This is a genomic window from Westiellopsis prolifica IICB1 (assembly GCF_004323185.1).
In the GTDB taxonomy this organism is placed as follows: Bacteria; Cyanobacteriota; Cyanobacteriia; order Cyanobacteriales; family Nostocaceae; genus Pelatocladus; species Pelatocladus prolificus_A.
Genome location: NZ_NAPS01000001.1, coordinates 2,337,458 through 2,345,807 on the forward strand (window position 1 = coordinate 2,337,458; position 8,350 = coordinate 2,345,807).

At 39.5% G+C, this 8,350-nt stretch carries 6 protein-coding genes; 5 read left to right on the top strand and 1 reads right to left on the bottom strand.

What is annotated here, in order from left to right; all coding sequences use genetic code 11:
- Positions 1-224 precede the first annotated feature (224 nt).
- The 5 genes from B4U84_RS09845 (at position 225) to B4U84_RS09865 (ending at position 6,188) form a co-directional block, all read left to right on the top strand.
- The gene (locus B4U84_RS09845; RefSeq protein WP_017313526.1) at positions 225-461 is read left to right on the top strand and encodes a hypothetical protein; all 237 of its coding nucleotides are present in this window, start codon (positions 225-227) and stop codon (positions 459-461) included.
- Positions 462-862: 401 nt separating this feature from the next.
- On the top strand, positions 863-2,614 hold the full coding sequence (locus tag B4U84_RS09850; protein ID WP_131117392.1) for an ATP-binding protein: 1,752 nt from the start codon (positions 863-865) through the stop codon (positions 2,612-2,614).
- A 90-nt stretch (positions 2,615-2,704) separates the two neighbouring features.
- Positions 2,705-3,343 (top strand): DUF3386 domain-containing protein, encoded by a 639-nt coding sequence (locus tag B4U84_RS09855; RefSeq protein WP_017313524.1) that lies wholly within the window; start codon positions 2,705-2,707, stop codon positions 3,341-3,343.
- Positions 3,344-3,617: 274 nt separating this feature from the next.
- A complete protein-coding gene (locus B4U84_RS09860; RefSeq protein ID WP_017313523.1) occupies positions 3,618-3,848 on the top strand; it encodes a NifU family protein in 231 nt (76 codons plus the stop codon).
- Between the two features lie 108 nt (positions 3,849-3,956).
- The gene (locus B4U84_RS09865) at positions 3,957-6,188 is read left to right on the top strand and encodes a glycoside hydrolase (RefSeq protein ID WP_131117395.1); all 2,232 of its coding nucleotides are present in this window, start codon (positions 3,957-3,959) and stop codon (positions 6,186-6,188) included.
- A 335-nt stretch (positions 6,189-6,523) separates the two neighbouring features.
- On the opposite strand, the gene B4U84_RS09870 is transcribed toward B4U84_RS09865, so the two are convergent.
- Entirely contained in the window at positions 6,524-7,444 is a 921-nt protein-coding gene (locus B4U84_RS09870; RefSeq protein ID WP_131117398.1) for a polysaccharide deacetylase family protein, read from the bottom strand.
- Positions 7,445-8,350: the final 906 nt, after the last annotated feature.

Consider the following 8,350-nt stretch of genomic DNA (forward strand, 5'->3'; position numbering starts at 1 on the left):
TGCCCAATGCCCAATGCCCCATGCCCCATGCCCAATGCCCCATGCCCAATAACGAAATATAAAGGTCTATCTATAGCATCTGGTATTGATCAGTTGGGAGCGTACAATAAACATCTAGAACTGCAAAATGCAGACAACAAAAGCTAGATTGCAGATCATAATTGCCCGGAGCCGAAACAAGCTTTTCGCAAAGCCTTTGACAAACGAATTGAGAGTATATCAACATGAATATGAAAGATAAAATTACCGATGCGGAAGAATCTCCAACCGATAAGGTAGAAATAGCAGTTCGACTAGACTCCGACTTAGTGGAGCAAATTCGCCATCTAACCAACGACCCCAGTAAAGTAATTGAAGTGGCAATTCGTCAGTGGTTACGAGGTGAAGTTCCCAGAGACGATGAACTTACACGCAATCCTCGGCGGACGCCAGTACCACCACGAGGCGAATGGAATGATTAGTAAAATCAGGCAGTCCCAATGAACTGATGTTCAGCGCCAAGTACGAAAAAATCTTTCTTACACAGGCGTTTGTGCTTTATGACGGGAAACCCTAGTCGAGGACTCGCTACCCTACACCCCTATATCCTTATACCCCCACACCCATTTTCAAGCTAAAAGGCTAGAAAGTTTAATATGAGCTTTTTAACCTTTTTAATTAGATAATTATTTATACCTAAGAAATTAGGTAATGAAAATAGCTGTTTAGTGAGGATTAAAAAGTGTAGATTTTCTTAAATTGTCTGTTCTCAACCAATAAATTACTAATTAAAACTGCTAAAGCTGTAAAAAATTATGCCAAGCTATAAGCAGCTTCAGCAAAAGAAATTTTTGGGTTGCCATTTTTCTATCCAACTCGAGTCATGAGTATTGCTGCTAATTCCCAACAGCCGAATTCTGTGTCTGAGCATCTCGAAGCGATTACCAGTAACACTAATGGCTCATCAACGAATTTAAGAGCAGAGTTAGTGTACACGCAAGATGGCACAGGGCGGTATCTTTCCTTTGATTGGCAACATTGCCAAAGGTTCGGTATTGATCCTCAGCAAATAGTTGCTGATGCCAAAGTCGATGTAGTTTTTGCTCCAGTAGATAAGGTTGCTTACTTAGAACGGTTGCAGCACGTACTCACAACTTTGGTGCCACAAAAGTGTCAATGCTGGTTTCGCTATCAAGAGCATTTGATAGAGTTAGAGTTAATCATTAGTCCAATTTTGCCAACATTGGGTAATCCTGCGATCGCTGTTTTGGTTATGGGACGGCTACTACAAGCCACAATCAGCGAAACAGAAATTGACGTGAAAACACAAAGCGCCACAGAACTGGAATTAGTATTGCGATCGCGGCAACATCAACAATTAGTCACCCAAATTACCAGAAATATTCGCCGGACTCTCAACTTAGATGTGATTTGGCAACAAACCGTTGACAGTTTAGGAGAACTGCTACAACTGAAGCGTTCGATAATCTGTCCATACCAACCATCAAACAACAAGCTCAGGGTCATAGCAGAGTATCATCAGCCAGCATTAAATTCTGTATTGGGCTTAGAAGTGGATATTGCTTGTGAGCCAGCATTTGCTAGAGCTTTGGCAACCTTAGAACCAATTTTAGAACACAACCCAAAACATCCGCTCTTTGGACAGGAAACAATGTTGGTAGTAGCAACCTGCTATCAAAATCAACCGAACGGATTGATAGCTGTGACTCTGTGTGATCAATGTTACGGTATGACAGCCACAGAACTTGAGCTAGCAAAAGAAGTAGCAGATCAGTTAGGTACAGCGATCGCTCACGCAACTTTGTATCAAGAACTAGAAGCCGCAAGCCAACAAGCAGAAGAAGCTTCTCGCCTCAAAAGTGAATTTCTAGCTAACGTTTCCCATGAAATTAGAACGCCACTCAATGGTATAATTGGCTTCTTAAAATTGATTTTGGACGGAATGGCTGACGATCCAGAAGAACAAAAGCAATTTATTCTGGAGGCTCATAAGTCATCACTACACCTGCTTGATGTCATCAGTGACATCTTAGACTTTGCCAAAATCGAAGCAGGCAGAATGGAATTGGAATTAGTACCAGTAAGTCTTGCAGAACTCTTCAGTGACGTAGGTAACTTTATGCGCCTGCAAGCAGAACAAAGAAAGTTAAGCTTCCAGATGTATTTACCAGATACATCAGATGATATTCTTGTTCATGGCGACTATCAACGCCTCAAACAAGTAATACTGAACTTAGTTGGCAACGCCATTAAATTTACTCAGGAAGGTGGTGTCACCGTCAACGCCGATGTAATTCGTAAAAAAGTCATATTTCAAGACCAAGAATTCCCCGGTATGGTAAAAGTGCGAGTAGCAGATACTGGTATTGGCGTTTCTCTAGATCAACAAGACAAACTGTTTCAACTATTCTCACAAGTAGATGGTTCCCGCACTCGTCAATATGGTGGCACAGGTCTAGGACTAGTCATCTCTCAAAAACTTGTAGAAGCCATGGGTGGAGAAGTCCATTTTTATAGTTTGGGTGAAGGACTTGGTTCCACAGTAACTTTCAACGTGCCACTTTATCAGCAACCAGTCATGGTTTCCTCAACTGAAAGTAGTCCACAAGAATAGTCATTAGTCAATTGTCAATTGTCAATTGACCTTTGACAATTGACTAATCACACTAGATTAAACTGAGAAAAGTGAAGTCAATGTAGTGGTATGACAGCTCCAAACAAAGCCCGCGAGTTATTCCAAACTGCTTACGAAAGCCGTTACACTTGGGACACAAATTTTCCTGGTTATAGTGCAGACGTAAAAGTAGTGCAGGGTGCGGAGATTTACACAGGTCAGATTCACATTAACCACGACATGAGTATAGAAGTTACGGGAGTCAGTGATCAGCAAGTGGCAGAAGGTATTTACACCCAATTGCAAGACATGATCACTCACCGCCAACGTAATCCTTTTGAAGAGTCCCATGGCAATAATGAGTTTGTTCTAGGTGAAACAGACAATACCAATGCAGTAGAAATTCTGGTCAAAGGTGAATTAATGGATTCTACTTATAAAATCCGCGACAAGCAAGTTTGTCAAGTCAACCGGATCATGGGTCGTATGGCTTTTGTAATTGATACTTATAAAAGTTTGGATACAGGTGAAGGCTATATTCCCGCTTGCTATGATGCCACTTTCCGCAACACCCAAACCAACACAGTAGACAGCATTCTCAAGTTTGAAGATACCTATGAGAAAATAGGCAACTACTACATCATGACCAAGCAAATTGTGCAAGAGTATATTGAGGACAAAAATACTACTAATACTGAGTTTAATTACTCAAATATTGTTTTTGGTTAGTAGTTGGGCATTGGGCATTGGGCATTGGGCATTGGGCATGGGGCATTGGGCATTGGGGAGCCAGTGCGTTGCGGAGGTTCCCTCCGTTGTAGCACCTGGCGTCATTGGGAACAGACTTGTTAAATAATTCCCCCCACACTTCCCACACTTCCCACACTTCCCACACTTCCTTGTCCCTCTTCCTACTCCCTCACCTCTGCGACCTTCCTTGTACTAGGATGTAGTTAACAAATATAGAAAATAAATATTTTCTGTTCAAAAGAGGTCTGAAATAATGGAACTGACTCCTGACAACGTAGAAACTGTATTGGATGAAATGCGTCCTTATCTGATGTCTGATGGTGGTAACGTAGAACTTGTAGAACTCGACGGTCCCATTGTCAAACTGCGTTTACAAGGCGCTTGTGGTTCTTGCCCAAGTTCTACAATGACCTTGAGAATGGGTATTGAACGTCGTCTCAAAGAAATGATTCCCGAAATTGCAGAAGTAGAACAAGTGGTGTAATAGTAATGAGTCAAGGGTCAAGGGTCAAGGGTTAATAGTCAATTTGATATTTTCTATACTCTTGACTATGGACTCTTGACTATGGACTCTTGACTATGGACTTTTGCTATGTCTCATCCCCTGTACATCGCTTTTATCTGGCATCAACATCAGCCGCTGTATAAATCTCGCAGCGGCGTTTCGCTTTCTTTATCCCAGCATTACCGCTTGCCTTGGGTACGTCTCCACGGTACAAAAGATTATCTGGATTTAGTATTATTATTAGAAAAGTATCCTAAATTACATCAAGCGGTGAATTTAGTACCATCGCTGATTTTGCAGTTAGAAGATTATATATCGGGTACAGCTTTTGATCCTTACTTAGAAGCTAATCTGACACCTGTAGAACAACTCACTCAGCAACAGCGAGAATTTATCATTCAACATTTTTTTGATGCTAATCATCACACGATGATTGATCCCCATCCCCGCTACAGTGAGTTGTATAGCCAAAAGCAAGAGAAAGGACAAGCTTGGTGTTTAGCAAATTGGCAAGCACAAGATTATAGTGATTTATTAGCTTGGCACAATCTGGCTTGGATTGATCCTTTGTTTTGGGATGATCCAGAAATTAATGGTTGGTTAAAACAAGGGCGAAATTTTACTTTAAGCGATCGCCAGCGCATTTATTCCAAACAACGAGATATTATTGCTCGCATTATCCCGCAGCACCGGAAAATGCAAGAAACAGGGCAAATTGAAATATTAACTTCGCCCTACACTCACCCAATTTTACCCTTACTTGCCGATACAGATTCGGGAAAAGTGGCTGTACCAAATATGACTTTGCCCAATTATCGATTTCAGTGGGCAGAAGATATACCCCGACATTTACAAAAAGCTTGGAATTTATATATAGATAGGTTTGGACAAGAACCGCGTGGTTTATGGCCATCGGAACAATCAGTTAGTCCAGAAATTTTACCGTATATTAGCAAACAAGGTTTTCAGTGGATTTGCTCAGATGAAGCTGTCTTAGGATGGACACTGCGGCACTTTTTCCACCGTGACGGGGCGGGAAATGTACAAGAACCTAATTTATTGTATCGACCATATCGCCTAAAAACTCCTGCGGGTGATTTGGCGATCGTCTTTCGTGACCATAGATTATCAGATTTAATTGGCTTTACCTATGGTTCCATGACACCTAAGCAAGCCGCAGCTGACTTGGTGGGACACCTACAAGCGATCGCCAAAATGCAAAGAGAACACCAAAGCGAACAACCTTGGTTAGTCACCATTGCTTTGGACGGTGAAAATTGCTGGGAATTTTATTCCCAAGATGGTAAACCCTTCTTAGAAACTTTGTATGCAAACCTAGAACGAGAACCACATCTCAAACTCGTCACTGTCTCAGAATTTCTCGAACAGTATCCACCAACAGCAACTATTCCCGGAAACAAACTACACAGTGGTTCCTGGGTAGATGGTAGTTTTACTACTTGGATCGGCGATCCCGCCAAAAATCGTGCTTGGGACTACTTGACCCACGCACGAGCTACCTTAGCAAATCATCCAGAAGCAACCGAAGAAAATAACCCAGTAGCTTGGGAAGCATTATACGCAGCAGAAGGTTCTGATTGGTTTTGGTGGTTTGGTGAAGGCCATTCTTCTAACCAAGATGCCATTTTCGATCAATTATTTCGAGAACATCTGTGCAGCATTTACCAAGCTTTAAATGAACCTGTACCTGCTTACTTACGTCACCCTGTAGAAGTCCACGCCGGCCGCATGGATCATCGACCAGAAAGCTTTATTCATCCCAACATCGACGGTAAGGGAGACGAACAGGACTGGGATAAAGCTGGACGGATCGAAATCGGTGGTTCACGGGGAACGATGCACAACAGCAGCGTCGTTCAACGTCTCTGGTATGGGGTGGATCACTTGAATTTTTATCTCAGGCTAGACTTTAAAACAGGAACTCAGCCAGGACAAGATTTACCACCAGAATTAAATTTGCTGTGGTTTTATCCTGACAGAACAATGCATAATAGCCCTGTTCCCTTAGCGGAAGTTCCGGATGTCGCGCCAATTAATTATCTTTTTCATCATCATTTAGAAATCAATTTGTTGACCCAATCAATTCAATTTCAAGAAGCAGGGGAACATTATCAATGGTATTCCCGTACTAGTCGGGGTCAAGTTGCTTTAGATCGTTGTTTAGAAATTGCAATACCATGGGCTGATTTGCAAATTCCACCGGATTATACCCTGCACCTAATTTTAGCATTTGCCGATGAAGGGCATTTTTGTAATTATTTACCAGAGAATACTTTGATTTCGATTGAAGTACCTTAATTGGTCAGTGTGAAGGGCTATTTCATTCTAGACATAAACTGCTCTGAACTAAAGTTGAGCGGCTCATAGTTTAAGTCAGTTAAAACGGACTAAGTTATACCATTTCACAAAAATCTTGATACAAATACAGATGGTGTAGAGACGCGATATATCGCGTCTGGTACAAAATTTATGTCTATCGTGATTAATGTGAAATGGTATAAACAGTCGGTTAAAACCGACTTTTGCTATTAGCCTCAGAATTGATTCTGAGGCGATCTGGATGAAAATGAAATAGCCCTGATTTAATAAACTTCATCCCAATAGTGGGTAATCGGAGTTGCTTTCCCCGCTGTTTATTTTTCTGGTTTCTCTTTTGGAAATAAAACTTTGATTGATTTGTGATTAAATTTTGGATCAAACTTTTCAATTAAATTTTTCACAGATTCTTCTTGATTAACTGTTAAACGAGGTATTTCGTACTGATTTCTCAAAATATTGCGATTCAAAATTTTATTATTATACAGATAACCTGATAAATAATATTTAGCCACATATTTTTTGACTTTTGGATTATAAGCACCATAAGGATAGGCAAAATGCGACGCTACTTTTTTTTCTGGGTCTAAATCATGAGTGCATTTTCTCAGTTCATTTTGAGATTGCAATAATTCCTTAACCAATCTTTTATCGTTGAGTCTTGTTAAGTCTTTATGATTTAACCCATGAGATTGAATATCATAAAAACCTTGTTGTAAGCCTTTTCTTAATTCTTCACATCCTAAATTAGGAGAATTAATGCTATTTTTATTCGCTAAAGTCCCTGGATTTATAAATAAAACTACTTTGATTTTCTTATGATATTTTTTTTCTAGTCTTTTTAAGATAGGCAGCAAATTTGTATATACTGTTTTATATCCATCATCAAAAGAAAGCATAATGGGCTTTCTTTTTTTTAAAATATCAGAAATTCTTGGATTTTTGCTTGATAAAATATTATATAAATCTTGTGAATTTATAAACCAGTAATCATTAATAATTAAATATTCTAAAAACATTTCTAAATTTTTTCGTGGATAATGCATTCTACCTTGTTCAGTTAGAGTCACAGTATTTGGATTATTAATTATTCCATGAAATCCTAAAACAGGGATAACAGTTGCAGCATCCTGAGAAATCAAAACAAATAAAATAATTATAAGTGTTACAGCAAAATTGAGAGATAAATTTTTAACTTTCGGAGTATTAAATACCTGATTATTTGGTCTGTAATTCATGTTATTAGTAATTTGTTAGATGCGTATAATTTACTAATATTAAAGTTATTTAAACCTTAATATTGAGATTAAATATCATAACAAATACCACTACATGGAGATTAAAAGCTAAAAATTGATAAGTACAAAATCAAAAATTACATTTTGATGAGCTTTTGACTGCTTTTAAGTAAGTTGGCACAAATGTACCAGACCTGTCATGGCACGTCTGGTACTCGTTAAGATTGTCCTTTTTCATTAGTAAGCGTTTCAGCTATTTTATATTTCTTAACATAGTTGTGTTTATAGGACTAGCCCTTTCAAGGTGACTCATAAAATCTCTTTTTTCCTCTCTGCGCTCTCTCTCTTGAAAAGCTTTGAAGTTCCCTCCGGGACGCTGCGCGAACGGAGGAAACCTCCGCTCAAACTTTTCGCTGCGTTCTCTGCGGTTTAAAAGTTATTTATTTAACCGCAGAGGCACAGAGAACACAGAGATAAGAGCTTACAGAGGAGTTGATTGTTGAGAATTTTGCTCCACCTTGAAAGGGCTGGTTTATAGGACTAGGACTTACGCACTATACAAATTGGCTATTAAGTAAGTCGGCACAAATGTAGAGACGTGCCATGCATGGCTCGTCTCTACTCGTTGGGGTCGTCATTTGTGAGCCAGCGACGGGTACGTAGGGGTCACTTGTCATTGGCTATTAGTAAGGATTTTAGTCATGTTTACTTTTCGTAACATGCTTAGGTTTATTCCCACCGACTTACTTATGTGAACAATGATTGGTTCAAAAATAAGTCCTTTGTTTCAAAAATAAGTCCGTTGGCTCAAAAAATAAGTCCGTTGGTTCAAAAATAAGTCCGTTGGTTCAAAAAATAAGTCCGTTGGTTCAAAAATAAGTCCGTTGGTTCAAAAATAAGTCCGTT

Coding starts and splice junctions, on each gene's coding strand:
- B4U84_RS09845 (WP_017313526.1), top strand. CDS start 225: ATGAATATGAAAGATAAAATTACCGATGCGGAAGAATCTCCAACCGAT.
- B4U84_RS09850 (WP_131117392.1), top strand. CDS start 863: ATGAGTATTGCTGCTAATTCCCAACAGCCGAATTCTGTGTCTGAGCAT.
- B4U84_RS09855 (WP_017313524.1), top strand. CDS start 2,705: ATGACAGCTCCAAACAAAGCCCGCGAGTTATTCCAAACTGCTTACGAA.
- B4U84_RS09860 (WP_017313523.1), top strand. CDS start 3,618: ATGGAACTGACTCCTGACAACGTAGAAACTGTATTGGATGAAATGCGT.
- B4U84_RS09865 (WP_131117395.1), top strand. CDS start 3,957: ATGTCTCATCCCCTGTACATCGCTTTTATCTGGCATCAACATCAGCCG.
- B4U84_RS09870 (WP_131117398.1), bottom strand. CDS start 7,444: ATGAATTACAGACCAAATAATCAGGTATTTAATACTCCGAAAGTTAAA.